This window comes from Paenibacillus konkukensis, from assembly GCF_023523925.1.
In the GTDB taxonomy this organism is placed as follows: domain Bacteria; phylum Bacillota; class Bacilli; order Paenibacillales; family NBRC-103111; genus Paenibacillus_S; species Paenibacillus_S doosanensis.
Genome location: NZ_CP027059.1, coordinates 2,844,161 through 2,867,560, shown reverse-complemented (window position 1 = coordinate 2,867,560; position 23,400 = coordinate 2,844,161). Strand labels below are relative to the sequence as shown.

The window sequence follows — 23,400 nt, the reverse complement described above, 5'->3', positions numbered from 1 at the left end:
CATAAATCACCAAGCTTTTAAAAAGCGGGAGTTAAACTATGGCCCGGAGGGCAGAATGTTACGTGGAGAAAAGCAGAGGACCAATGTCCGACATACCGGAGGTATATATAATGAAAGCGTTGATGTTCGAACGATTCGGCGGGCCCGAGGTGCTTTATTACGCAGAGGCGCCTGATCCGCCAATGAAGCCGGGAACGGCATTGGTAAGAATGAAAGCCGCCGGGCTCAATTTTGCGGATATTTACAGAAGGCGAGGCGGCTACTATTTGGCCGGTGACCCGCCTTACATATTGGGCTATGAAGGCGCAGGCATTGTCGAGCAAGTCTCTTCCGATCTGGATGGGATACGAGCCGGAGATCGGGTTGCTTTTGCCGATGTTCCGTTCGCCAATGCCGAGCTTGTGTCCGCGCCCGCCGATCGCCTGATTCCGCTGCCTTATGATATTTCCTTCGAACAGGCGGCGGCCATTTTGCTTCAAGGGCTGACTGCGCATTATTTGGTCCATGACAGCTATCACGTTCGCCCCGGCGACGATGTAGTCATTCATGCTGCGGCGGGAGGCGTGGGGCAATTGCTTATTCAAATGAGCAAAAATAAAGGGGCCCGAGTGGCGGGAATCACCTCCTCCAATGCCAAGCGGGAAGCGGCGTTAAAAGCCGGAGCGGATGAAGTGTTATTCTATGACGACGATTGGGTTCATGACGTTATCGGCTGGTCTCAAAGCGGCTGCGGCGCCAATGTCGTTTACGATTCGATCGGATCGACATTGATGAACAGCTTCGCAGCCGTTCAAACGAAAGGGACGGTCGTGTTCTTCGGAATGGCCGGAGGAGATCCGCCGAATATCGATCCCCGCATGCTGATGGACAGTTCCAAATCGTTGGTTGGGGGCGACTTATGGAATCATTTGACGACGCGTAACCAACGGCTTGAACGTGCGGAGACGCTTTTTGCAGACTTACGGATGGGCAGGCTGGAGCTGGAAGAGCCGAAACAATTCGCTCTCGAAGACGGAGAGGCGGCGCACCGGTTGCTTGAGGGGAGGGGAAACACCGGGAAAATATTGTTGATCCCTTAACCCGGTAGGATAAATGAGATCGCGTATATCCGATTTCTGAAACGGCTTTAGTGAAATGGTAATGTTTCCTTATGGGCTCCGTTTACATTCGATTTATAATAATAGAAAAAGGAAGTTTGAAAGAAGAGGTTGCAATTGTAATCGTATCGTGATAAATTAAGATTCTTGCTCGAGCAGGTAAACATTTTAGAGAAGTAAATATATTTTTAAAATGTACTTGCAATATGTAATTAACTTATGCTATATTAATCGAGCTGTTGTTGAGCAGACAAGCAAGTGAAATAAAATCCCGGTTGTTTCGATGACAATAAGGAATGAAAAAAAGCTTGCATCGCTCGAAAAAATATGATATATTTCTTACTTGTCCGCTGCTGAAACGTGTCGGATAAGAACGAAGATTGTCCTTTGAAAACTGAACAACGAGTGAGTGTTAAATAGAGAATGCAAATTCTTGCTAGCATTGAATTTTGAGCTTAAGACAAGCTCTGTTATAACGAAAGGTGCTTCGGCATCGGTCGTACTTTAATGGAGAGTTTGATCCTGGCTCAGGACGAACGCTGGCGGCGTGCCTAATACATGCAAGTCGAGCGGACTGTTCCTTCGGGAACAGTTAGCGGCGGACGGGTGAGTAACACGTAGGCAACCTGCCTGTAAGATCGGGATAACTATCGGAAACGATAGCTAAGACCGGATAGCTGGTCTTCTCGCATGAGGAGATCATGAAACACGGGGTAACCTGTGGCTTACGGATGGGCCTGCGGCGCATTAGCTAGTTGGTAGGGTAACGGCCTACCAAGGCGACGATGCGTAGCCGACCTGAGAGGGTGATCGGCCACACTGGGACTGAGACACGGCCCAGACTTCTACGGGAGGCAGCAGTAGGGAATCTTCCGCAATGGACGCAAGTCTGACGGAGCAACGCCGCGTGAGTGATGAAGGTTTTCGGATCGTAAAGCTCTGTTGCCAGGGAAGAACGCCTTAGAGAGTAACTGCTCTAAGGGTGACGGTACCTGAGAAGAAAGCCCCGGCTAACTACGTGCCAGCAGCCGCGGTAATACGTAGGGGGCAAGCGTTGTCCGGAATTATTGGGCGTAAAGCGCGCGCAGGCGGTCATTTAAGTTTGGTGTTTAAGCCCGGGGCTCAACCCCGGATCGCACTGAAAACTGGGTGACTTGAGTGCGGGAGAGGAAAGTGGAATTCCACGTGTAGCGGTGAAATGCGTAGAGATGTGGAGGAACACCAGTGGCGAAGGCGACTTTCTGGACCGTAACTGACGCTGAGGCGCGAAAGCGTGGGGAGCAAACAGGATTAGATACCCTGGTAGTCCACGCCGTAAACGATGAGTGCTAGGTGTTAGGGGTTTCGATACCCTTGGTGCCGAAGTCAACACAGTAAGCACTCCGCCTGGGGAGTACGCTCGCAAGAGTGAAACTCAAAGGAATTGACGGGGACCCGCACAAGCAGTGGAGTATGTGGTTTAATTCGAAGCAACGCGAAGAACCTTACCAGGTCTTGACATCCCTCTGAATCCCCTAGAGATAGGGGAGGCCTTCGGGACAGAGGAGACAGGTGGTGCATGGTTGTCGTCAGCTCGTGTCGTGAGATGTTGGGTTAAGTCCCGCAACGAGCGCAACCCTTGACTTTAGTTGCCAGCATTTCGGATGGGCACTCTAGAGTGACTGCCGGTGACAAACCGGAGGAAGGCGGGGATGACGTCAAATCATCATGCCCCTTATGACCTGGGCTACACACGTACTACAATGGCCGGTACAACGGGAAGCGAAGCCGCGAGGTGGAGCGAATCTTTAGAAGCCGGTCTCAGTTCGGATTGCAGGCTGCAACTCGCCTGCATGAAGTCGGAATTGCTAGTAATCGCGGATCAGCATGCCGCGGTGAATACGTTCCCGGGTCTTGTACACACCGCCCGTCACACCACGAGAGTTTACAACACCCGAAGTCGGTGGGGTAACCGCAAGGAGCCAGCCGCCGAAGGTGGGGTAGATGATTGGGGTGAAGTCGTAACAAGGTAGCCGTATCGGAAGGTGCGGCTGGATCACCTCCTTTCTATGGAGTCCATGCTATCTGAAGGGTAGCGGACATAAGCAACTAACAGTTGCACAATAGTTGACAACGGACATCGACGAACTCGATGTAACAGTTGCAACGTCACTCACTCGTTGCTCAGTTTTGAGAGGACAAAGGTGCCCGCAAAGGAAGCCTAATGACTCTCAATTTCAATAAGATTGTTCCTTGAAAACTAGATAACGAAACGAAATGCGTAGAGCAATACAACGTGTATTAGCATGGTTAAGCTAATAAGAGCACACGGAGGATGCCTAGGCGCTAGGAGCCGAAGAAGGACGTGGCGAACGACGAAATCGCCTCGGGGAGCCGTAAGCAGGCTTTGATCCGGGGATATCCGAATGGGGGAACCCAGCTGAGGTAATTCTCAGTTACTCACATCTGAATACATAGGGTGTGTAGAGGCATACGAGGGGAACTGAAACATCTAAGTACCCTCAGGAGAAGAAAACAAAAGTGATTCCGTCAGTAGCGGCGAGCGAAAGCGGAACAGCCCAAACCAGAGGGCTTGCTCTCTGGGGTTGTGGGACGTCAACGTAGGTGCAGCGGGGTAGATGAAGCGGTCTGGAAAGGCCGGCCATAGAAGGTAAAAGCCCTGTAATTGAAATTCTGCGAACACCTTAGACGGATCCCGAGTACCGCGAGACACGTGAAACCTCGTGGGAAGCAGGCAGGACCATCTGCCAAGGCTAAATACTCCCTAGCGACCGATAGTGAAGCAGTACCGTGAGGGAAAGGTGAAAAGAACCGCGGGAGCGGAGTGAAATAGAACCTGAAACCGTGTGCTTACAAGAAGTCAGAGCTCGTTAATGAGTGATGGCGTGCCTTTTGTAGAATGAACCGGCGAGTTACGTTCCCGTGCAAGGTTAAGGTGAAGAGCCGAAGCCGCAGCGAAAGCGAGTCTGAATAGGGCGACGAAGTACGTGGGCGTAGACCCGAAACCGTGTGATCTACCCCTGTCCAGGGTGAAGGTGCGGTAACACGCACTGGAGGCCCGAACCCACGAATGTTGAAAAATTCGGGGATGAGGTGGGGGTAGCGGAGAAATTCCAATCGAACTCGGAGATAGCTGGTTCTCCCCGAAATAGCTTTAGGGCTAGCCTCGGGAGATGAGTAGTGGAGGTAAAGCACTGATTGGGTGCGGGGCCCGCCAAGGGTTACCAAGTCCAGTCAAACTCTGAATGCCACATACTTTATCCCGGGAGTCAGACAGTGAGTGCTAAGATCCATTGTCAAGAGGGAAACAGCCCAGACCATCAGCTAAGGTCCCCCAGTGTGTGTTAAGTGGGAAAGGATGTGGAGTTGCGCAGACAACCAGGATGTTGGCTTAGAAGCAGCCATCATTGAAAGAGTGCGTAATAGCTCACTGGTCGAGTGACTCTGCGCCGAAAATGTAACGGGGCTAAACACGCCACCGAAGCTATGGCTCGCGTCGCCTTCATTGCATCTTTGAGGTTACCGTTTAGACACGGGACATTCGCCAGATTCTACTTTTAAGTAGATTCAAGGAATCTGGCTAAATGCACCCCAGGGCTAAACGCGCCGCTTCGAGGCTGGAATGAAGGTGACGCAGGGGTAGGGGAGCGTTGTGTATAGGTTGAAGGTGTACCGTAAGGAGCGCTGGACAGTACACAAGTGAGAATGCCGGTATGAGTAACGAAAAGATCAGTGAGAATCTGATCCGCCGAAAGCCTAAGGGTTCCTGAGGAAGGCTCGTCCGCTCAGGGTAAGTCGGGACCTAAGGCGAGGCCGAAAGGCGTAGTCGAAGGACAACAGGTTGAAATTCCTGTACCACCGTGAACCGTTATGAGCGATGGGGTGACGCAGAAGGATAGTGACGCGGGCTGATGGATGCCCGTCCAAGCAGAGAGGCTGGTCAATAGGCAAATCCGTTGATCGTAAGGCTGGTCTGTGATGGGGAGTGAAAATAACAGTAGCGAAGGTCATGAGTTCAGGCTGCCAAGAAAAGCCTCTAGCCAGGGAGAAGGTGCCCGTACCGCAAACCGACACAGGTAGGCGAGCAGAGCATGCTAAGGCGCGCGGAAGAACTCTCGTTAAGGAACTCGGCAAAATGACCCCGTAACTTCGGGAGAAGGGGTGCCTCGGTAGGGTGAATAGCCCGAGGGGGCCGCAGTGAAAAGGCCCAAGCGACTGTTTAGCAAAAACACAGGTCTGTGCGAAGCCGCAAGGCGAAGTATACGGGCTGACGCCTGCCCGGTGCTGGAAGGTTAAGGGGAGTGGTTAGGGGGAACCCGAAGCTATGAACCGAAGCCCCAGTAAACGGCGGCCGTAACTATAACGGTCCTAAGGTAGCGAAATTCCTTGTCAGGTAAATTCTGACCCGCACGAATGGCGTAACGACTTGGGCGCTGTCTCAACGAGAGATCCGGTGAAATTTTAATACCTGTGAAGATGCAGGTTACCCGCGACAAGACGGAAAGACCCCATGGAGCTTTACTGCAGCTTGATATTGGACTTTGGTACGATCTGTACAGGATAGGTGGGAGCCTGAGAAGCATGAGCGCCAGCTTGTGTGGAGGCGACGTTGGGATACCACCCTGATCGTATCGGAGTTCTAACCTGGTACCGTAGATCCGGTATGGGGACAGTGTCAGGTGGGCAGTTTGACTGGGGCGGTCGCCTCCTAAAGCGTAACGGAGGCGCCCCAAGGTTCCCTCAGAATGGTTGGAAATCATTCGAAGAGTGCAAAGGCAGAAGGGAGCTTGACTGCGAGACAAACAGGTCGAGCAGGGACGAAAGTCGGGCTTAGTGATCCGGTGGTACCGAATGGAAGGGCCATCGCTCAACGGATAAAAGCTACCCTGGGGATAACAGGCTTATCTCCCCAAGAGTCCACATCGACGGGGAGGTTTGGCACCTCGATGTCGGCTCATCGCATCCTGGGGCTGAAGTAGGTCCCAAGGGTTGGGCTGTTCGCCCATTAAAGCGGTACGCGAGCTGGGTTCAGAACGTCGTGAGACAGTTCGGTCCCTATCTGTCGTGGGCGTAGGAAATTTGAGAGGAGCTGTCCTTAGTACGAGAGGACCGGGATGGACGTACCGCTGGTGTACCAGTTGTTCCGCCAGGAGCATGGCTGGATAGCTACGTACGGACGGGATAAGCGCTGAAAGCATCTAAGCGTGAAGCCCCCCTCAAGATGAGATTTCCCAGTAAGTAAGACCCCTTGAAGACGACGAGGTAGATAGGTTCGGGGTGGAAGCACGGCAACGTGTGGAGCTGACGAATACTAATCGGTCGAGGGCTTAACCTAGTTCCCAAGAAAGTGAAGAGAAGCTTCGAAGCTGATTCCAAATACTTTCTCGGGGCCCGGAAACAAACCGGGAAGAACAAATAACCATTGCTCGCTACGCGCACAAGTTTCGTATCTAGTTTTCAAGGCGCAAGCCTTGAACAAGCTACACCGTTTGGTGATGATGGCGGAGGGGAACCACGCGTTCCCATCTCGAACACGACCGTTAAGCCCTCCAGCGTCGATGGTACTTGAACCGAAGGGTTCTGGGAGAGTAGAACGTCGCCAAGCAAAGCTTTAATCTTGTGTTTTATCACAGCATTCAAGACATAAGGGCCTTTAGCTCAGCTGGTTAGAGCGCACCCCTGATAAGGGTGAGGTCGGTGGTTCGAGTCCACTAAGGCCCACCATTGTTCCCTGATAGCTCAGTTGGTAGAGCACTCGACTGTTAATCGAGTTGTCACAGGTTCGAGTCCTGTTCGGGGAGCCATTTCTCCTCTGGAGAGGTGTCCGAGTTGGCCGAAGGAGCACGATTGGAAATCGTGTAGGCGTCACAAGCGTCTCGAGGGTTCGAATCCCTCTCTCTCCGCCATAATATACAGCATGGCCCGTTGGTCAAGGGGTTAAGACACCTCCCTTTCACGGAGGTAACAGGGGTTCGAATCCCCTACGGGTCACCATAAATTCCAATAAAGGTATAAGACATATATGGAGGCTTAGCTCAGCTGGGAGAGCATCTGCCTTACAAGCAGAGGGTCGGGGGTTCGATCCCCTCAGCCTCCACCATATATACTTTTAACGACGCGGGGTGGAGCAGCCCGGTAGCTCGTCGGGCTCATAACCCGAAGGCCGCAGGTTCAAATCCTGCCCCCGCAACCAATTTACTTTTTACAGTGTGGAGCCGTGGTGTAGAGGCCTAACATGCCTGCCTGTCACGCAGGAGACCGCGGGTTCGAATCCCGTCGGCTCCGCCATTATCATTTTTCACCGAATACATTAGGCTCGGTAGCTCAGTCGGTAGAGCAGAGGACTGAAAATCCTCGTGTCGGCGGTTCGATTCCGTCCCGAGCCACCATGTAATCTTAATAATAATTTGCCGTTGTAGCTCAATTGGTAGAGCAACTGACTTGTAATCAGTAGGTTGGGGGTTCAAGTCCTCTCGACGGCACCATTGCTTTCGCAACAAATATGGAGGCTTAGCGAAGTGGCCAAACGCAGCAGACTGTAAATCTGTTCTCTGACGAGTTCGGTGGTTCGAATCCATCAGCCTCCATACCGGTTTCGAGCTGCGGCGGTCGTGGCGAAGGGGTTAACGCACCGGATTGTGGCTCCGGCATTCGTGGGTTCAAGTCCCATCGATCGCCCCATGATCTTTGATGGGGATTAGCCAAGCGGTAAGGCAACGGACTTTGACTCCGTCATGCCTAGGTTCGAATCCTAGATCCCCAGTATTTCTAATTGCGAGCCATTAGCTCAGTTGGTAGAGCACCTGACTTTTAATCAGGGTGTCGTAGGTTCGAGTCCTACATGGCTCAGATTTCATTATGCGTTCGTGGCGGAATTGGCAGACGCGCACGGTTCAGGTCCGTGTGGGCTAACCCCCCGTGGAGGTTCGAGTCCTCTCGAGCGCATTGGTTTTGCGGAAGTGGCTCAGCGGTAGAGCATCGCCTTGCCAAGGCGAGGGTCGCGGGTTCGATTCCCGTCTTCCGCTTTCCTTTATCCGGCGCCATAGCCAAGTGGTAAGGCAGAGCTCTGCAAAAGCTTTACCCCCAGTTCGAGTCTGGGTGGCGCCTCCATTGTTTTATTGGAGCCGCAGATGCTTTAGGATCAAGGAATCAATAACTTTTATGTGCCCTTAGCTCAGCTGGATAGAGCGTTTGACTACGAATCAAAAGGTCGGGAGTTCGAATCTCTCAGGGCACGTAGTAAGCCGGTATGGCGGAATTGGCAGACGCGCGCGACTCAAAATCGTGAGGGAAACCGTGGGGGTTCAAGTCCCTCTACCGGCACCATAATCTTCGGGACGTAGCTCAGCTTGGTAGAGCACCTGGTTTGGGACCAGGGGGTCGCATGTTCGAATCGTGTCGTCCCGACCATCTCGCGGGTGTAGTTCAATGGTAGAACTCCAGCCTTCCAAGCTGGTAGCGTGGGTTCGATTCCCATCACCCGCTTTCTGAAACATAGCGAAAGAGTCTTAGGATCAGATCCTGAGGCTCTTTTTCTATTACGGGAAAAATGATACATGGAAGGAAATCGGGAATGCAGACGATGTAAACCTGCATGAGCGGGGAGGAAAACGAGGTTAAATACGGAGTATCGGCCGGTTAAATAAAGACGATGAAGGTTTCGGTCTGAATAAATCCTCGCTAATTTGAGTAATGGTTAAATACAACGGATAGTCTGGTATACCAACATATGAGATAATAAACAGGATTGATAGAGATACAGCGCGTGAGCGGAGCTTATAGTCCTCCGCTCACTTGGTGAAATTTAGGAGGATAGAGACACCATGACGATGTTTAATGTGTTGGATTACGGGGTTGTCGGAGACGGGACGACCTTGAATACGGAAGCGATCCGCAAAGTGATGGAAGCTTGCGAAGCGGCCGGCGGAGGTACGGTATATTTTCCTGCAGGCACTTATTTAACGGGGGCCATTCATCTGAAGAGCCATATGACGCTGCATATCGATTCGGGGGCTAAGCTATTGTTTTCGACGGACCCGGATCAATATCCGTTTGTCAAAACCCGCTGGTCCGGCTATGAATGCTACGGCTATTCCCCGTTGGTATATGGCATTGATTTGACGAATGTGACGATTCAAGGCGGAGGCATTATCGACGGACAAGGCTCAGCCTGGTGGAAGCAGTATCATGAATGCAAAGCGGGACGCCGCCCTTCCAGCGAGCGGGAGAAGCAGTTGTTTGAGTTGAACAGCCATCTGATGAGTATCAAGAGCAATATCGTGGAGTGGGAGACGCAATTTTTACGTCCCGCGCTGCTTCAATTGTTCCGCTGCACGAATGTGCGGATCGAAGGAGTGACGCTGCAAAATTCTCCATTCTGGAATACGCATCTGGTCTATTGCGATAATGTAACGCTGCACAGCTTGCTCATTCACAATCCTTCGGATACGCCTAACGGCGACGGGCTCGATATCGATTCCTGCCGTTACGTGCGCATATCCGATTGCCAATTCGATGTCGGAGACGATTGCCTCTGCCTGAAATCCGGGATCGACGAGGATGGGCGCCGCATCGGCATCCCGACGGAGAACGTCGCGGTAACGAACTGCACGATGCGGGCGGGACACGGCGGCGTCGTGCTGGGCAGCGAGACGGCCGGTGGCATCCGCCATGTCGTCATCTCCAACTGCGTCTTTATCGGAACGGACCGCGGCATCCGCTTTAAGTCGAACCGGGCCCGTGGGGGAACGATCGAGCATGTGCAGGTGAATAATATTTTCATGAAAGGCGTGCTGTGTCCGATCGCCATTAACTCGTTCTACCGTTACGGCGTTGATCCGGCCAATCCGGATATTTCAAGCCCGCTGGCGCAGCCGGTTACCGAGGCGACCCCGGTGTTCCGTCACATCCGCCTGAGCCATATTACGGCGACCGAAGTGTTGGGCGCGGCCGGCTTCCTGTACGGTCTGCCGGAAATGCCGATCGAGGATGTCGTGCTGGATCATATTCATATCGAGATGACAAGCGATCCGAACGAGCAGGGCGGAGAACCGGATATGGTGCGCGAAGAACTCGTGATGGCAGGCAAAGGAATGTACTGCAAATATGTGCGTTCGCTTCAAATGCATCATGTGCGGATCGAGACCCGGGAGGGAGCGGCTCTTACGATCGATAAGGGCGAGGACATCGAGCTGCACGGATTCGGGATGAAGCGTCCGCACGCGGATACGCCGGTCATTGAGCTGCGCGATACTCAAGGAGCGTACGTGCAAGGCGCTGCTGCCGTGCGCGGAACGGATGTGTACGCCCAAATCAGCGGCGGGGAAACGAAGGATATCGTATTTTCCGGCAATATGCTGGAGAAAGCGGTTCAAGATATCGCAGTAGATGCTACGGCAGAAGGTATGGTTGTGGTAAAATAGGAAGAAAAAAGCAGGTGACATCATGAAAGTATTAGTTCTAGGCGGAACCGGCGTCATCAGCCGTTCCATCGTGGAAGCGGCTCTCGCCAAGCAATACGAGGTTGCCGTGTTCAACCGCGGCAGCAAGAATCATTTATTTTCCGGCGAAGTGGAATGCATTACGGGCGACAAATCGAATCGAGAGCAATTCCGCGAGCTGATGAAAGATCGCCGGTTTGATGCGGTCATCGATATGATTTCCTTCGACGCGGCCGACGCACAGGCAACGTTGGAGGCGCTGCACGGACGAGCAGGACAGTTTGTTTTTTGCTCGAGCACGGCCGCTTACAAGAGACCGTTCCGTACGATTCCGACGGCCGAGGACGCGGAGGAGCTGTTTGACGATCCTTCATTCGCCTATGCGTTTCAAAAAGCGGAGATGGAACGTTATTTGGGCGGCATGATCAAGCTGGGCGAAGTTCCCGTGACGATCATCCGGCCTTCTTTAACCTACGGTATCGGCTGCGCGAATCTTGGCGTACTGCGCCAAAACTTTAATATCGTGCACCGTATAAGAAGCCGTAAGCCGCTTCTTATGTTCGGCGACGGTACCGTACCGTGGAGCTTCAGCTTTGCGCCGGATGTGGCCAAGGCTTTCGTCGGCGCCGTAGGCAATTCCAATATGTATGGAAAAAGCTATCATGCAACCAACGAAGATGTGCATATTTGGCAGGACTTATATTTGGAATTCGGCAAGCTGCTCGGCGTAGAGCCGAACATCGTTCATATCAGCACGGATCTGCTGGTGCAGGCGAGTCCGGCGTTATTTTCACATCTTTATTATGAAAAAAGCTACTCCGGGCTGTTCGACAACAGCAAGCTGAAACGCGATCTGCCCGGCTATCAAGCGGACATCTCTCTGTCTGCCGGACTTTCAATGCTGCTTGACTGGTATGAGCGCGACGGTCATCAGGTCGATACGGAGAAGGATTTGCTGGAGGATCGGCTGACAGGGCTTTATACGGAATTCGGCAAACAGTTGAAATTATTATCTATATAAGAAATGAACGGATAGCCGGGGACGGGGCCAGCGCTTGCAGAAGAGATGCAACGGGGCCCGTCTTCGGCTTTGTTGCGTACCGCTTGTTGGCGCGCGAACCGAATGTCGCAAAGGGACGACAAATTCTCGCCATGCTTACCTAAATGTAAGTAACTGAACTTTTTTTGCGTTATTTTGCAGCAGCTGCTCCGCGGCTATAATAGAAGAAGGCCGGGCGTAAGCACGGTCAGCCATCAGGGAGGGAATAGAAGCTATGAAATATAGACAGTTAGGATCTAGCGATATAAAGGTAAGCGAGGTCAGCTTCGGCACGTGGGCTATCGGCGGGTCTTGGGGGACTGTGAATGACGGGGAGTCGTTAAAAGGTTTGGAACGCGCCATGGAGGCAGGCGTCAATTTCTTTGATACGGCGGATGTGTATGGGAACGGCCATAGCGAGGAGCTTCTTGCCCAAGCGACCAAAGGCAAGGAAGATCAAATCCATATCGCCACCAAATTTTGCCGCTCCGGAGATATTCACGATCCGAATAATTACACGGAAGCCGCGGTTCGCGCTTATTGCGAGCAAAGCTTAAAGCGGCTGCAGAGAGAAAGAATCGATCTGTACCAAATTCATTGTCCGCCTATTTCCATTTTGCGGGACGGCTCGGTGTTTGAAGTGCTGGACAAGCTGCGCGGCGAAGGCAAGATCCGCGAATACGGCGTAAGCGTGGAGACGGTGGAGGAAGGGCTGCTTTGCCTGGAAAATCCGAATGTGAGAGCGCTTCAGGTGATCTATAATATTTTCAGACAAAAGCCGGAGCAAGAACTGCTGCCGCGCGCCAAAGAGCGCGGAGTCGGCATTCTCGTCCGCCTGCCGCTCGCCAGCGGGCTGCTTACAGGAAAGTTCAAGGAGGACGCCGCCTTTGACAAGGACGATCACCGCAGCTATAACCGCAACGGAGAAAGCTTTAATGTCGGAGAAACGTTCGCAGGCTTGCCGTTCGAGAAGGGCGTTCAATTGAGCAGACAGCTGCAATGGATCGGAGAAGGCAGAGGCAATATGACAAGGGCCGCACTTCGCTGGATTCTCGATAATCCGAATGTGACCTGCGTTATTCCCGGTTTCAAAAATACGGCTCAAGTCGAGGACAACCTGGGCGTGCTGGACGTGGAACCGTTCTCGCCGTTTGATCATGAGAAGCTGAACCGTTTTTATCACCAAGAGGTTCATGAGCATATTCGTGGAGCGTATTGATTGCCATAAAAATGAATTCATTCTGACAAATGCCGCTGTTCGTATTACGACAGCGGTTTTTTTATATATAATGATTAGGAAAATATCCCTTAGGACAGGAGGAGCCACATGTTCAAAACCCCTATCGGGCGGCTTCGGGCCATAGGCATTTATGAAGGCATTTCATTCCTGGTGCTTCTGATTATCGCCATGCCGCTCAAATATTATGCGGATTTTCCTCAGCCGGTCAAATACATAGGCATGCTTCACGGCATATTGTTTATCTTGTATTTGCTGGCGCTTGCCCATGTGACATGGGCGCACCGCTGGAACATCTTCAAGGTACTGGGCGCGATTCTCGCATCGCTGCTGCCCTTCGGCACATTTGTGTTGGACGCCCGGCTGCGCCGAAGCGGCCGTTAACCGGCATCAAGCTACCGCTTACGCAGGGTCAAACATCGTGGAAAAAGCTCCGAATCGAGGCTTTTTTTATTCGGGGTCCCCGCAAAGTACTTGATTCGGCTTCGAAGCTAGGAGCCTCACTTTGTGGGGTTATCTTAGTTTTATGCAAAAACAGATGAGCATTCTGCATGTAACTGCCGGACAAACTTCTATAAAATAAAAAAGGTATGCGTATAGGTCGCAGCTTTGTTGAAGCTTTTTATGACAGGAAGGAGTCTTTGCATGAGCAGTTTGCATAAGGAGGCCGAGCTGAACCGCCCGGTATTATGGTATGAGCAGCCGGCAAGCAGGTGGCAGGAGGCGCTTCCGATCGGCAACGGCCGGCTGGGAGGAATGATCTTCGGATCGGTAGCCCAGGAAAAAATTCAGCTTAACGAAGATACTGTATGGTACGGAGGCCCCAAGAAGGCCAATAACCCCGATGCTTTAAACTACGTGCCGGAAATTCGGCGCCTTTTGTTTGAAGGAAAACAGCAGGAAGCGGAGCATTTGAGCCGGATGGCGCTGATGTCGGCGCCCAAATATTTGCATCCGTATCAGCCGCTCGGGGATCTTCTTTTTTATTTTTTGCATCACGATCAAAAAACTGCCGCCTACCGCAGGGAATTGGATCTGGAAACGGCGATAGCCGGCGTCCGCTACGAGCTGGACGGCTATGAATATACGAGAGAATATTTCAGCAGCGCGGCCGACCATGTGATGGCGATCCGCCTGAAAACGAATAAGCCGGGAGGGCTGACTTTCGGCGTCCATTTCATGCGCCGGCCGTTTGACGGAGGAACGAAAAGCATCGGAACGGATACGATCATGATGCTCGGCGAATGCGGCAAGGAAGGCGTAGAGTTCCGTGCCGGTTTGAGAGCGGCGGTGCGGGGCGGGACCGTGAAGACGATAGGCGATTTTCTGTCTGTGGAGCAGGCGGATGAAGTGACGCTGCTGCTCGCCGCGAATACGACCTTCCGGTATGAAGATCCGGAGAAGGAAGTATTGAGCCAGCTGGATTCGGCAGCCGCCAAAGGCTATGAGCAGTTGAGGCGGGATCATATCGCCGATTATGCGGAGAAATTCGGGCGGGTCCGCCTGGAGCTGTCCTCGCCTTCGGCGCCTGCGGCAAGCGGATCGCCGACCGATGTACGATTGGACAAGGTACAGGAAGGCGAAGACGATCCGGGACTTGTTCAGCTGTATTTCGACTACGGTAGATATTTGCTTCTCTCCTGCTCAAGGCCCGGCAGTATCGCCGCGAACCTGCAAGGAATTTGGAATGACAGCTACACGCCGCCATGGGAATCGAAGTTCACGATTAACATTAACACGCAGATGAACTATTGGCCGGCGGAGCTGTGCAATTTGGCGGAATGCCACGAGCCGCTGTTCGATTTGATCGACAAGATGTTGCCGAATGGTAGGGTAACGGCGCGGGATGTGTACGGCTGCGGCGGGTTCGTTGCGCATCATAACACGAACTTATGGGGAGACACCCATGTAGAAGGCATACCGGTATCCGCATCGATATGGCCGCTCGGGGCCGGATGGCTATCCTTGCATCTATGGGAGCATTATCGATACGGGCTGGACCGGGAATTCCTCGCTAACCGCGCTTATCCGATCATGAAGGAAGCTGCGCAGTTTCTGCTTGAATATATGGTGGAGGATGCCAAGGGGCGCCTCGTGACAGGCCCGTCCATTTCTCCTGAAAATAAATTCATTCTCCCGGACGGAACGGCGGGTAACATTTGTATGGGTCCCGCAATGGACATGCAAATCGTCCATACGCTGTTCACCGCATGTACGGAGGCGGCGGCGATCCTGAATCGGGATGAAGATTTCCGCCGGGAGCTTACGACAGCGCTTGAACGGATACCGAAGCCGGAGATCGGCAAATACGGCCAAGTGATGGAGTGGCTGGAGGATTACGAGGAATTTGATCCCGGCCACCGTCATATTTCTCAATTGTTCGCGCTGCACCCGGGCGAAATGATTCATGCTCGCCGCACGCCGGAGCTGGCCCAGGCGGCGAAGCGCACGCTCGAACGCAGGCTCTCGAACGGCGGGGGCCATACCGGCTGGAGCCGCGCCTGGATCATCAACTTCTGGGCAAGACTCGGAGAAGGCGACACTGCTTACGATCATGTGAAGGCTCTGCTGGCGAAATCGACCTACCCGAACTTGCTGGATGCCCACCCGCCGTTCCAGATCGACGGCAACTTCGGGGGCGCGGCGGGCATCGCCGAGATGCTGCTGCAGTCACACGGCGGCGAGATTTCCCTTCTGCCTGCGCTGCCGAAGGTATGGCCGGACGGAAGTATCCGCGGCTTAAGGGCCAGAGGCGGGCTGGAGGTCGATCTGCAATGGAAGCAGGGGGCGCTTAGTCAAGCGGTAATCCGTGCATCGCATTCGGGCGTCGTCCGGGTTTACAGCAAGCAGCCGCTTCAGGTACATTGCGGCGGACAGGCAGCCGCATCCGAATACCGGGAAGGGCTGCTCGTTTGGAAAGCCGAGGCCGGACGGGTTTATGTGCTGACTCCAAGCGGATCAAAAGACGAATAGATTCTGCGTTGCAGATACGGCCGGACCGCACAAGGTTCGGCCGTTTTTGCCGCTGCTGCGCCCGCCGATTGGGCCTGGGAGGATGGGATATTATCGTCATTTTTTCGGGATTCAGCCGGGACCTTCGACATGGCAATGAAAATTGTCCTATTTGCGGGGGGGAAATAGGCAGGAATTTTGACGGATTGCGTCGAAATGGAGTGCATACGTATAAAACTAAAGGAGGATGTGTATGCAATATTCAATTTATCAATCCGTTAAACTTGTTGATATGAACGATGAAATTATGTCTGAAGTCTTGTTTGATCACGGCCAGCATGAGCTGGTGGCCCTGAGCGTAGGTTCTTCGGTCATTACGCATCAGCTTGGCTTGCGCCAATTCGAGGTTGTGTATGATAAGCGGGAAGGGAAGCAGCAGCGTGTCAAGATCGTCGATATTGAAACCGATTTGATGCAGGTTCCCGCAGCGACGAGGGTTTATCTGGAGCCGGTCACGCTTATTATCGGCCAGCATGATGTGGGAGAAATTTATTAATGCGCTGTTTTTCCGGCCCGTTCGTCAACGAGGCCGGTTTTTTGCGTTGCCGCCGATTTGGCATCCGTCCGGTAAATCCAGTATGATATATGTATCTCAAATAATGAATCTAGCGCTATTATGGAGGAGAACGGAATGAACTATCGTTTTGTCGGCGTCGGCGCTATTTGCGCGCTGTTGTCCGTTGCTATCGGAGCTTTCGGAGCTCATATGCTGAAGTCCCATTTGACTGCGGAGATGCAGGCGATTTACGAAACCGGCGTTCAGTACCATATGGTCCATTCGCTCGGGCTGATCATCATAGGCGTTCTGGCGGCGTTAATGCCTGCGAGCAAGCATTTGGTGCGGGCCGGCTGGGCGATGCTGATCGGGATCATCTTGTTTTCCGGCAGCTTATATGCGCTTAGTGTGACCGGGATTAAGCCGCTAGGAGCGATTACTCCGCTCGGCGGAGTCGCTTTCCTGTACGGCTGGTTATCGGTCGCGCTCGCCGCGTTCCAACACAAGAAATCATAGCCATCTTTTGGATTCGGCCGGCATGGCCGAATTTTTTTTTGTTGTTTAGGAAAATGATGCGCAGCCATATCCTGTGGAAATCCGGGGGCTCCCCCGAAAGTAAAGTCTACCTATAGAACGATCTCAGAGGAAGGGTTAGACGCCGATCCAGTTTAGGCTGGATGCGGACGGAATAAGCTTCAGAGCATCACGTCACTTTTGGGCGATTTGTTCAAAGTTGATTGCACAGTAGGTCATTTAGACTATTTGTGAACGGAATTGTGTCAAAAAAACGGGGAATTTGCGCTTTTTCTCAAGTGCATGCAGGAGAAAAGGCCCCCATTGTAGAAAATGGTAGTGAATTTCATTGTCGAAAATTCCGGCTAAAGAGGAGGGCAATGATGCGGAAGATGATTCGCCCCGGTCTGCTTGAGGGAAGAGGTCAGTTAGTATGGACCGTCGGGTATTTTTTGTTGTCTTTGGCTGTAGCCTGGTGGGGTCTCTATTTCGCAGTGTGGATATTGAGCTTGTTGGCGGTTTTTCCCGTTATCTCCGCGCTGCGCCGCTTACAGAGAAAGCGGCGGGCCGTATCGGCGCTGTTTGTGCCCGAACCGCCGGTCCTCTATGAAGGAGCGGCTGCGAAAGATCATGAGAAGGCGTTCGAATCGCTGTTCGAGCATAACCCGAATCTGGTTTGCTTAATGGATATGGACGGGACGATCGTCAAGGTTAACGGAAACATGGAGAAGCTGCTAGGTTATCCGAAGACGATGATGGAGAACATGGCGTTCAGCCGGTTCCTTAGCGAGGAGAGCATCGGCAAGACGCTTGAAGCGTTCGCGCAGGTGCGGCAAGGCTTGCCGCAGACGTTTCGGACGGGTATGCTGCACCAGAACGGCTACCGGATCGATCTCGATACGACGGCGGCGCCCGTGAAGGATAACGGCGCTATGAACGGCATGATCGTCATAGGGCAGGATATTACGGCGACGAAGCGAACGGAAGAGCGTATACGCTATATGGCCTATTACGACGACATGACCGGACTTCCGAACCGCAGGCTGTACGTAGCCCAGCTTGATGAAGCGATTGCTTCCGCCAAACTGCACCGGCATGAGCTCGCCGTATTTTACCTCGACATCGACCGGTTCAAAATTATAAACGATGTATTCGGACATGATTACGGAGATATGCTGCTATTGCAGCTAGCCGAAAGATTCACACGATGCGTTACGGAAAACGATTTTGTGGCTCGGACGGAAGGGGACGAATTCGCCTTTCTGTTTGCGGGTTTCGGTCAAGGGCAGGTTCACGAGTTGGCCTCGCGCCTGATCGAAGTGCTGGAGGAGCCGTTTATCCTCGAACAGCATCAGGTGCATGTGACGGCAAGCATCGGCATAGCGGTGCTGTCAGAGGAAGGCGAAGACGGTAGCTCGCTTATGAAATACGCCGACATTGCGCTGAGCAGGGCGAAGGAGAAGGGCAAAAACAATTATCAAGTGTTTAACTCGGAGATGAAATCCGTTTCTTTCAAAAGGCTGACGCTTGAAAACGAGCTGAGAAAAGCGCTGAGCCAGAATGAATTCGTATTGAAGTATCAGCCGCAGATGGATATTAAAAGCGGGGGGATCGTCGGCTTCGAAGCGCTGATTCGCTGGTATCATCCGGAAAAGGGACTGATTCCGCCGATGGACTTCATCCCGTTCACGGAAGAGAGCGGCATGATCGTACCGATCGGAGAATGGGTATTGCAGGAAGCGTGCAGGCAAAATAAGCTGTGGCAGGATCAGGGACTTGTGCATGTGCCGGTTTCCGTCAATTTGTCGACAAGGCAGTTTCTGCAGCAAAATTTGCCGGAGAAGGTCGCCGAGGTGCTGCGGGAGACGCAGCTCGATCCGGCATACCTGGAGCTGGAGATTACCGAGAGCAGTACGATGGATGTCGATTATGCGATCGGCCTGCTGCTTGAGCTAAAAGCGCTCGGCGTGAAAATCAGCATCGACGACTTCGGCACCGGATACAGCTCGCTGTCTTATTTGAAACGATTTCCGATCGACAAGCTGAAGATCGATCAATCGTTCGTTCGCGACATTATGACCGATCCGAACGATGCGGCGATCGTAGCTTCAATTATCGCCATGACGCGGCACATGAATTTGCGGGTGATCGCGGAGGGTGTGGAAACAGAGGAACAGCTTGGCTTTCTGCATAACAATCATTGCAATGAAATCCAAGGCTACTGGTTTAGTCCGCCCTTAAGCGCCGAGCAGGCGGAGGAATTGCTGCACCGCCAGCAGCAGGTTGCAGCGGTTCGTATGCATCCGATCTTAGGCGGCACCAAATCGTAATTTTGGCATGAGAAAGGGCGGAAAACCGGCAACGGGATGAGAATCCCGGTACGGGCTTTCCGCCTTTTTGGGGTTAACTGACGTTGAAATCGTCAATTTCGTTAATTTTAAACAGGTAGACCTGCTTCTCGTCAACGTGATATACGGAAACATTGCCGCTGATCGGGTCGAAATTAAGAATTCTACAGGGAATGTTCAGTTTGATGCCTTTACCCTTCACGACCGTTAAGCGAACGAGGGAGTTTTGATTTTTGAACTGCTGCAGTTGATCCCAGATCGGTTGGTGCGGGTCTCCATGAGCCGGGCTTGACGGAGCTTTTGCAGCTGCGGTAGCGGATGTCGGTGCGTCGTCTGCGGCTGAAGCGGCTTGCGATGGATGCGCCGTCATGCCTGCCGACGCTCGGGTTCCGCTTAGATCGGATTTGGGCTTACTGATCGACTGGCGCAGCGCCAATTCGATAAACTTACCTAATTCAACCCCTTCTTTGATCTGATAATCTCTGATTCCGTCCCCGTTCAACAGGTGAAGCAGCTTTTCCAGAGCACGCCCATTGGTCTCGTCTTCGATGAGAATGTCTACGTTGAAAAGGAATCTGCGTTTGCCGATTCGGTTTTGGTCCGCCTCCATGGCTGCCCTCCTTAAGACCTAGTAATCATCCCTACTATATCATTTTTCATAGGATTTAAGTAGCGATTTTTTAAAATGCGCCTCCTTTCCCTCGATAAAAACATCTTCCTGAGCCGCTGCTCCATTCACGCCTATTGAGTGAGCTACATATAATACTCTACAGTGCTGAATAAAAGGAGATGCTGACGATGATGCGCATGGAACCCGTGACGCTTGACGATTTTACCGCGTTAGCCATTGAGGTCAAGCTTCCCAAAACGACCCTGCTCGCGGTCACTACCGATAAAGGGTATATAATGTGCGGCGCGCTGGACGTCGGATTGCTGAATGCGAAGCTGAAGGACCGGCAAATTATCGCCGCCAGGGCGACAGGCGTAAGAACGATTGAGGAATTGCTCGACGCGCCGCTGGAATCGGTAACGTACCAGGCCGAAGAGCTCGGCATCGTTCCCGGGATGAAGGGCAGAGATGCGATTCTCAAGATGAGATAAAAAGATTGCTCCGCCTGCGAGCCGGGAGCCATAGGTATGGATATAAAACAGGCAGCCGAATTCTCCTTTATAAGGATTCGGCTGCCTTTTGGTTGTTTAGGAAATGATGCGCAGCCATATCCTGTGGATATCCGGGGGCTCCCCCGAAAGTAAAGTCTACCCATAGAACGATCCCAGCGGAATGGTTAGACGCCGATCCAGCTTAGCAGCTTAGGCTGGATGCGGACGGAATAAGCTTCAGAGCATCACGTCACTACCCTGGAAATTACTCTTGGTACCCCATTTCCATTGTCTGTGGTGCCGCGTCGGCGGCATGGATGGCTTTTGGGGGATTGGTTCTTGTTTGGGGGATAGTGGCTATGGAATTTGCGGGAGGGATTAAGTATGTTTCGGCCAAGACTATCGTATACATCAGTAAGGAAGGCAAGCATGTCCTCGTGTACGCGCAACAGAGCGGTTATGAAATGCAGTATACGCTGCAGGATATGGAAGGGAGCTATCAGGCGCAGCTTAAGGCTATCGTCGAATTAAAATCTCGGGTGAACGGCGCGTATAATCGTATAATCTGATGATGAACGATGCCGCTCAAAGCGCGGCTCCGGTAAGCCGGAATTATGCCTTGGAGCTGCGTTTGAAGCTGGAAATTTAACATCTTCACTCATTCATGTTATTTTTCTGGAGGGATTGCGTATGGCTAAAAGCATCAAGTCCATCTTGATTTGGGGGCTCATCTCCGCGGCCGGCGCCTTCGGCTTCGCTGCGATTGCCTTAAACAGGGGGGAGTCGATTAACGCCATCTGGCTCGTCGTGACGGCCATGGCCTTCTATGCGGTAGCCTACCGGTTCTACAGCAAATTTCTGGCGAATAAAGTATTCGGCCTGGACGACAACCGAAAGACGCCTGCCGAGCTGAGAAACGACGGCAAAGATTATGTTCCGACGAACAAATGGGTGTTGTTCGGACATCATTTTGCCGCCATTGCGGGCGCTGGTCCGCTCGTCGGCCCTGTGCTGGCCGCGCAGATGGGCTACCTGCCCGGCACGCTGTGGATTGTGGTCGGCGTCATTCTGGGAGGCGCCGTACAGGACTTCGTCGTCTTGTTCGCCTCCACGCGGCGCAACGGCAAATCGCTCGGCGAAATGATCAAGGACGAGCTCGGTCCGGTGACAGGAGCCGTCGCCATGGTCGGTATTCTCGGCATCATGGTCATCTTGCTGGCGGTGTTGGCGCTCGTCGTCGTGAAAGCATTGATCGGCAGCCCATGGGGCATGTTCACGATTGCGGCGACCATTCCTATCGCCGTCGTCATGGGCGTCTATATGCGCTACCTTCGCCCGGGACGGGTGGGAGAAGCTTCGCTGATGGGAGCGGTGCTGCTGCTGGCGGCGCTGATGGGCGGCAAATACGTCGCCGAGCACCCGGCTCTTGCGGGCTGGTTCGACTTCAGCGGCGAAACGATCGCGCTGATGATGATCGCCTACGGCTTCATCGCCTCGGCGCTGCCGGTGTGGCTGCTGCTGGCGCCGCGGGATTATCTCAGCACGTTTCTCAAAATCGGTACGATCGTCGGCCTGGCGCTCGGCATTCTCGTCGTCTTGCCGGATTTGGCAATGCCGGCGACCACGAAATTCATTGATGGTACAGGCCCTGTGTTTGCGGGCAATCTGTTCCCGTTCCTGTTCATTACGATTGCCTGCGGCGCGGTTTCCGGCTTCCATGCGCTCGTATCGTCCGGCACGACGCCGAAAATGCTGGAGCGGGAGTCCCATGCCCGCCCGATCGGCTACGGCGCGATGCTGACGGAATCGTTCGTCGCCATGATGGCTTTGATCGCAGCCTGCGTCATTACGCCAGGCACTTACTTCGCGATTAACAGCCCGGCGGCCGTCATCGGCGCGGATGCGGCGAAAGCCGCGGCGACGATCACCTCCTGGGGATTTACGATCACCCCGAATGACTTGACGGCGATGGCCAGGGACGTCGGGGAAACGACGATCTTATCCCGCACCGGCGGGGCGCCGACGTTCGCTATCGGTATGGCGCATATTTTGTCCAATGTGATCGGCGGCAAAATGCTCATGTCGTTCTGGTATCATTTCGCGATTCTGTTCGAAGCTTTGTTCATTCTGACGACGATCGACGCCGGCACGAGAGTCGGGCGTTTCATGATTCAGGAAATACTGGGCAGCGTCGTGAGGCCGCTCGGCAATACCGAGTCGACGATCGGCAACTTCCTCGCTACGGCTCTCTGTGTTGCGGGCTGGGGCTACTTCCTCTACCAAGGGGTCATCGATCCGCTTGGCGGTATCAACTCCTTGTGGGCGTTGTTCGGCATCGCCAATCAGATGCTGGCCGGTATGGCGCTATTGCTCGGCTCGACGATTTTGCTGAAAATGGGCAAGAGAGCTTATGCCTGGGTAACGCTGCTGCCGACGGCCTGGCTGCTGATCGTTACGATGAGCGCCGGCTGGCAGAAGTTGTTCCATCCGTTCGCCAGCATCGGCTTTCTTACCCATGCGGCGCAGTACAAAACCGCGCTGAACGGCGGGCAGCTGATCGCTCCGGCGAAAAATGCCGCGCAAATGCGGCAGATCGTCACGAACGATTATTTGGACGCCGCCTTGTGCGCGCTGTTTATGATTATCGTGATCGCCGTGCTGATCTCGTCTATTCGGATATGGTTCCGCGTATTGAGCCACAAGCCGGCCCCGCTGGTCGAAGCGCCTTATGTGCCGCGCGGCGGCGATAACGGGCGGGAGGTGCCGAAGTATGTTTGAGACGGTCCACAGCGTGCTGAAGTACCGCAATCAGTTTCTGGATCTTCTGGTAGGCGTGCCGAGCTACGATAAATACGTAGAGCACAGGCTGGAGCATCATCCCGCAGAGCCGATTCAGTCGCGGGAGGAGTTTTTCCGTGAAGCGCAAGAGGCGCGCTACAATGGCAAGGGCGGCAAAGTGTCACGCTGCTGTTAGCCGCAAGCCCTGCAGTCATTCCAATTCCGACGATAGGCAAAATAACAGGACGCTTCCGTTTCCGCTTAGTAGAGCGGCATTTGGAAGCGTCTTTGCGTTTTTGCGAGAACAGAGAGGAATTGCCGGTTGCGGCCGCGGGCTCG

The 23,400-nt window shown here is 53.3% G+C and carries 14 protein-coding genes, 20 tRNA genes and 3 rRNA genes; 36 read left to right on the top strand and 1 reads right to left on the bottom strand.

The genetic code is table 11. The features are described from left to right. Window positions 1-110 precede the first annotated feature (110 nt). From SK3146_RS12195 to SK3146_RS12040, 32 genes are all read left to right on the top strand, one after another. Window positions 111-1,079 (top strand): quinone oxidoreductase family protein, encoded by a 969-nt coding sequence (locus SK3146_RS12195; protein WP_249865317.1) that lies wholly within the window; start codon window positions 111-113, stop codon window positions 1,077-1,079. A gap of 522 nt (window positions 1,080-1,601) precedes the next feature. Next, window positions 1,602-3,143, top strand: a 16S ribosomal RNA gene (locus tag SK3146_RS12190). Between the two features lie 241 nt (window positions 3,144-3,384). Next, a 23S ribosomal RNA gene (locus tag SK3146_RS12185) occupies window positions 3,385-6,432 on the top strand. Window positions 6,433-6,585: 153 nt separating this feature from the next. Beyond that, a 5S ribosomal RNA gene (gene rrf, locus SK3146_RS12180) occupies window positions 6,586-6,702 on the top strand. Together the 16S, 23S and 5S rRNA genes with 20 tRNA genes alongside form the textbook arrangement of a ribosomal RNA operon. Window positions 6,703-6,744: 42 nt before the next feature. Further along, a tRNA-Ile gene (locus SK3146_RS12175) sits at window positions 6,745-6,821 on the top strand. Between the two features lie 4 nt (window positions 6,822-6,825). Then, window positions 6,826-6,901: transfer RNA gene (locus SK3146_RS12170), tRNA-Asn, on the top strand. Window positions 6,902-6,911: 10 nt separating this feature from the next. After that, a tRNA-Ser gene (locus SK3146_RS12165) sits at window positions 6,912-7,003 on the top strand. Window positions 7,004-7,016: 13 nt separating this feature from the next. Continuing rightward, window positions 7,017-7,091, top strand: a tRNA-Glu gene (locus tag SK3146_RS12160). 30 nt (window positions 7,092-7,121) lie between these two features. Beyond that, a tRNA-Val gene (locus SK3146_RS12155) sits at window positions 7,122-7,197 on the top strand. A 16-nt stretch (window positions 7,198-7,213) separates the two neighbouring features. Next, window positions 7,214-7,290: transfer RNA gene (locus SK3146_RS12150), tRNA-Met, on the top strand. Between the two features lie 18 nt (window positions 7,291-7,308). Further along, window positions 7,309-7,385: transfer RNA gene (locus SK3146_RS12145), tRNA-Asp, on the top strand. A gap of 25 nt (window positions 7,386-7,410) precedes the next feature. Further along, window positions 7,411-7,486 (top strand) — tRNA-Phe (locus SK3146_RS12140). Between the two features lie 20 nt (window positions 7,487-7,506). After that, window positions 7,507-7,582 (top strand) — tRNA-Thr (locus tag SK3146_RS12135). 19 nt (window positions 7,583-7,601) lie between these two features. After that, window positions 7,602-7,684: transfer RNA gene (locus SK3146_RS12130), tRNA-Tyr, on the top strand. Window positions 7,685-7,702: 18 nt separating this feature from the next. Further along, a tRNA-His gene (locus SK3146_RS12125) sits at window positions 7,703-7,778 on the top strand. Window positions 7,779-7,788: 10 nt separating this feature from the next. Beyond that, window positions 7,789-7,860, top strand: a tRNA-Gln gene (locus SK3146_RS12120). Between the two features lie 13 nt (window positions 7,861-7,873). Further along, window positions 7,874-7,946, top strand: a tRNA-Lys gene (locus SK3146_RS12115). 11 nt (window positions 7,947-7,957) lie between these two features. Beyond that, window positions 7,958-8,042 (top strand) — tRNA-Leu (locus tag SK3146_RS12110). An 8-nt stretch (window positions 8,043-8,050) separates the two neighbouring features. Next, a tRNA-Gly gene (locus SK3146_RS12105) sits at window positions 8,051-8,122 on the top strand. 11 nt (window positions 8,123-8,133) lie between these two features. Then, a tRNA-Cys gene (locus tag SK3146_RS12100) sits at window positions 8,134-8,207 on the top strand. A 53-nt stretch (window positions 8,208-8,260) separates the two neighbouring features. Then, window positions 8,261-8,334 (top strand) — tRNA-Arg (locus tag SK3146_RS12095). 6 nt (window positions 8,335-8,340) lie between these two features. After that, a tRNA-Leu gene (locus SK3146_RS12090) sits at window positions 8,341-8,423 on the top strand. A 7-nt stretch (window positions 8,424-8,430) separates the two neighbouring features. Beyond that, window positions 8,431-8,507: transfer RNA gene (locus tag SK3146_RS12085), tRNA-Pro, on the top strand. A 4-nt stretch (window positions 8,508-8,511) separates the two neighbouring features. Continuing rightward, a tRNA-Gly gene (locus tag SK3146_RS12080) sits at window positions 8,512-8,582 on the top strand. Window positions 8,583-8,920: 338 nt separating this feature from the next. Continuing rightward, entirely contained in the window at window positions 8,921-10,519 is a 1,599-nt protein-coding gene (locus SK3146_RS12075; protein WP_249865316.1) for a glycoside hydrolase family 28 protein, read from the top strand. Between the two features lie 22 nt (window positions 10,520-10,541). Further along, window positions 10,542-11,558, top strand: a complete 1,017-nt coding sequence (locus SK3146_RS12070) for an NAD-dependent epimerase/dehydratase family protein (protein ID WP_249865315.1) — start codon at window positions 10,542-10,544, stop codon at window positions 11,556-11,558. 253 nt (window positions 11,559-11,811) lie between these two features. Further along, entirely contained in the window at window positions 11,812-12,795 is a 984-nt protein-coding gene (locus SK3146_RS12065; RefSeq protein WP_249865314.1) for an aldo/keto reductase, read from the top strand. Window positions 12,796-12,903: 108 nt separating this feature from the next. Continuing rightward, window positions 12,904-13,197: a DUF3817 domain-containing protein gene (locus tag SK3146_RS12060; RefSeq protein WP_249865313.1), complete on the top strand. Its 294-nt coding sequence runs from the start codon at window positions 12,904-12,906 to the stop codon at window positions 13,195-13,197. Window positions 13,198-13,458: 261 nt separating this feature from the next. Beyond that, window positions 13,459-15,786: a glycoside hydrolase family 95 protein gene (locus SK3146_RS12055; RefSeq protein ID WP_249865312.1), complete on the top strand. Its 2,328-nt coding sequence runs from the start codon at window positions 13,459-13,461 to the stop codon at window positions 15,784-15,786. A gap of 232 nt (window positions 15,787-16,018) precedes the next feature. Continuing rightward, window positions 16,019-16,321 carry a hypothetical protein gene (locus SK3146_RS12050; protein WP_249865311.1) on the top strand — a complete coding sequence of 101 codons (303 nt, stop codon included), beginning with the start codon at window positions 16,019-16,021 and terminating at the stop codon, window positions 16,319-16,321. Window positions 16,322-16,456: 135 nt separating this feature from the next. Continuing rightward, window positions 16,457-16,837 (top strand): DUF423 domain-containing protein, encoded by a 381-nt coding sequence (locus SK3146_RS12045; protein WP_249865310.1) that lies wholly within the window; start codon window positions 16,457-16,459, stop codon window positions 16,835-16,837. A gap of 377 nt (window positions 16,838-17,214) precedes the next feature. Then, a complete protein-coding gene (locus tag SK3146_RS12040; RefSeq protein WP_249865309.1) occupies window positions 17,215-19,164 on the top strand; it encodes a putative bifunctional diguanylate cyclase/phosphodiesterase in 1,950 nt (649 codons plus the stop codon). Window positions 19,165-19,237: 73 nt separating this feature from the next. Here the strand turns inward: SK3146_RS12040 and SK3146_RS12035 are convergent, their stop codons facing one another. Then, window positions 19,238-19,792, bottom strand: coding sequence for a hypothetical protein (locus SK3146_RS12035; protein WP_249865308.1), 555 nt, complete (start codon window positions 19,790-19,792; stop codon window positions 19,238-19,240). 188 nt (window positions 19,793-19,980) lie between these two features. Between SK3146_RS12035 and SK3146_RS12030 the strand changes: the two genes are divergently transcribed. The 4 genes from SK3146_RS12030 to SK3146_RS12015 all read left to right on the top strand — a co-directional run bounded on the left by SK3146_RS12030 (window position 19,981) and on the right by SK3146_RS12015 (window position 23,257). Further along, window positions 19,981-20,283: a YunC family protein gene (locus tag SK3146_RS12030; RefSeq protein WP_249865307.1), complete on the top strand. Its 303-nt coding sequence runs from the start codon at window positions 19,981-19,983 to the stop codon at window positions 20,281-20,283. A 359-nt stretch (window positions 20,284-20,642) separates the two neighbouring features. Next, on the top strand, window positions 20,643-20,852 hold the full coding sequence (locus tag SK3146_RS12025) for a LytTR family transcriptional regulator DNA-binding domain-containing protein (RefSeq protein ID WP_249865306.1): 210 nt from the start codon (window positions 20,643-20,645) through the stop codon (window positions 20,850-20,852). 121 nt (window positions 20,853-20,973) lie between these two features. After that, entirely contained in the window at window positions 20,974-23,061 is a 2,088-nt protein-coding gene (locus SK3146_RS12020) for a carbon starvation CstA family protein (RefSeq protein ID WP_249865305.1), read from the top strand. Next, complete coding sequence (locus SK3146_RS12015) at window positions 23,054-23,257, top strand: YbdD/YjiX family protein (RefSeq protein ID WP_249865304.1); 204 nt, start codon at window positions 23,054-23,056, stop codon at window positions 23,255-23,257. The genes SK3146_RS12020 and SK3146_RS12015 overlap by 8 nt, the downstream gene beginning before the upstream one ends. Window positions 23,258-23,400 lie beyond the last annotated feature (143 nt).

Bases quoted from the DNA above. Each gene is read 5' to 3' on its own strand.
- SK3146_RS12195 (WP_249865317.1), top strand. From the start codon at position 111: ATGAAAGCGTTGATGTTCGAACGATTCGGCGGGCCCGAGGTGCTTTAT.
- SK3146_RS12015 (WP_249865304.1), top strand. From the start codon at position 23,054: ATGTTTGAGACGGTCCACAGCGTGCTGAAGTACCGCAATCAGTTTCTG.
- SK3146_RS12060 (WP_249865313.1), top strand. From the start codon at position 12,904: ATGTTCAAAACCCCTATCGGGCGGCTTCGGGCCATAGGCATTTATGAA.
- SK3146_RS12075 (WP_249865316.1), top strand. From the start codon at position 8,921: ATGACGATGTTTAATGTGTTGGATTACGGGGTTGTCGGAGACGGGACG.
- SK3146_RS12030 (WP_249865307.1), top strand. From the start codon at position 19,981: ATGATGCGCATGGAACCCGTGACGCTTGACGATTTTACCGCGTTAGCC.
- SK3146_RS12055 (WP_249865312.1), top strand. From the start codon at position 13,459: ATGAGCAGTTTGCATAAGGAGGCCGAGCTGAACCGCCCGGTATTATGG.
- SK3146_RS12050 (WP_249865311.1), top strand. From the start codon at position 16,019: ATGCAATATTCAATTTATCAATCCGTTAAACTTGTTGATATGAACGAT.
- SK3146_RS12035 (WP_249865308.1), bottom strand. From the start codon at position 19,792: ATGGAGGCGGACCAAAACCGAATCGGCAAACGCAGATTCCTTTTCAAC.
- SK3146_RS12065 (WP_249865314.1), top strand. From the start codon at position 11,812: ATGAAATATAGACAGTTAGGATCTAGCGATATAAAGGTAAGCGAGGTC.
- SK3146_RS12045 (WP_249865310.1), top strand. From the start codon at position 16,457: ATGAACTATCGTTTTGTCGGCGTCGGCGCTATTTGCGCGCTGTTGTCC.
- SK3146_RS12040 (WP_249865309.1), top strand. From the start codon at position 17,215: ATGATGCGGAAGATGATTCGCCCCGGTCTGCTTGAGGGAAGAGGTCAG.
- SK3146_RS12070 (WP_249865315.1), top strand. From the start codon at position 10,542: ATGAAAGTATTAGTTCTAGGCGGAACCGGCGTCATCAGCCGTTCCATC.
- SK3146_RS12020 (WP_249865305.1), top strand. From the start codon at position 20,974: ATGGCTAAAAGCATCAAGTCCATCTTGATTTGGGGGCTCATCTCCGCG.
- SK3146_RS12025 (WP_249865306.1), top strand. From the start codon at position 20,643: ATGGAATTTGCGGGAGGGATTAAGTATGTTTCGGCCAAGACTATCGTA.